This is a genomic window from Pseudomonas sp. 58(2021) (assembly GCF_017491585.1).
Taxonomy (GTDB): domain Bacteria; phylum Pseudomonadota; class Gammaproteobacteria; order Pseudomonadales; family Pseudomonadaceae; genus Aquipseudomonas; species Aquipseudomonas fluorescens_BT.
This window is the reverse complement of sequence record NZ_JAFGYZ010000061.1, coordinates 1-462: the sequence shown is the minus strand read 5'-3', so window position 1 is coordinate 462 and position 462 is coordinate 1. Positions and strand designations below refer to the sequence as shown.

General features: G+C 53.0%; 1 protein-coding gene. It reads right to left on the bottom strand.

What is annotated here, in order from left to right; genetic code table 11:
- Positions 1-161: 161 nt before the first annotated feature.
- Positions 162-461, bottom strand: a complete 300-nt coding sequence (locus tag J5M72_RS28755; RefSeq protein ID WP_207868335.1) for a PsiF family protein — start codon at positions 459-461, stop codon at positions 162-164.
- Position 462 lies beyond the last annotated feature (1 nt).

The following is a 462-nucleotide window of genomic DNA, read 5'->3' as shown; positions in this document are numbered from 1 at the left end:
GTCTAAATGTAAAATTTATTACATAAAAAAAAAGCGACGAGCGGTATCTTTCTGATTTATCTCATTGAAATAAAAGATTTTTTATGATTCTGAAATCGTAAACCTCGATGCGAACCAAGGCCCTGTGCCAGCCCGGTGACCTTGGTCCCATCGATTCAGGCTCACTTTTTCTTCAGGCAATCCCTCATGAACGCCTTGCGCGCATCGCCCTTGAGGGCCTGGGCGGTGGCGGTGGCGTTGCACGATTTCATTCTTTCCTGGGGCGTGGAAGGTGTCGCCGCAGCCGCCGGAGCCGCCTTGAGGCAGGTGCTCATGAAGGCCTTGCGCTCGTCGCCCTTGAGGGCCTTGGCGGTGGCCTCGGCATTACAGGTGGTCATCTTGTTTTGCTGGGCAGTGGCGGCAAAACCTTGGGAGCAAAGCAGCAGGCCCACCATCAACAAAGGGATACGCAACATCTTCATG